Here is a 698-nt window from a genome sequence, read left to right as displayed (position 1 = left end):
AACATTGTCTCGGAGCCCTTCGATTGTCCAGAACTTGAAGCAAACTTTGGTTCAGCTTGTGATGACGGCGATGCAAGTACTAGCCTCGACACCGTTAATGAAGATTGTGTTTGTGCAGGTATTCCAATTCCTGATAACGATGAAGCGTGCAACGCTACCAACCTTTTTTGTAATGAAACACTTACCGGTGTATCTTTTCTAGGCGCTACACCATCTTATGAAGATGATTGTTTCCAACCGGGAAATGGCGATATATGGTTTTCATTCACTACACAAATAGGCGAAGCCTATAGTATAGATATATCGGGTAACGGCCCAAGCAGTACAGCTCTAACTTCATCACTTTTTGCAGGAGATGATTGTACTAGCCTGGACACGCTTTTAACATGTAATACATTTGCCATAGGATATATCTTTGGTGAAGCTGATACTATACAGACTTATTACGTTAGAGTAAGAGCATATAGTAACGCACAATCGGTTGACATTACCTTGCAGTGTGGTACACCTCCCGCAAATGGAGACTGTTCTACCGCTGAAGAAGTAAGCTGTTTTGAAACTTATACCGGTTCTACGCTAGCAGCACCAGATTTAGGAACTGATTTAACATTCTGTGGAGTGTCGTCATTTCAAGAACCTGATGCAGACAACGGAGGTAACTGGTACACATATACACCAGATCAAGATATAACTGCTAC

At 42.0% G+C, this 698-nt stretch carries 1 protein-coding gene; it reads left to right on the top strand.

Annotated elements, in window-relative coordinates:
- Positions 1-698: hypothetical protein (locus G3O08_RS20795; RefSeq protein ID WP_163287364.1), on the top strand; the 698-nt coding region annotated here is incomplete at both ends.

This window comes from Cryomorpha ignava (assembly GCF_010686655.1).
Classification (GTDB): Bacteria; Bacteroidota; Bacteroidia; order Flavobacteriales_D; family Cryomorphaceae; genus Cryomorpha; species Cryomorpha ignava.
Note: the sequence above shows the minus strand (reverse complement) of the source record. Positions and strands in the feature narration are given on the sequence as shown.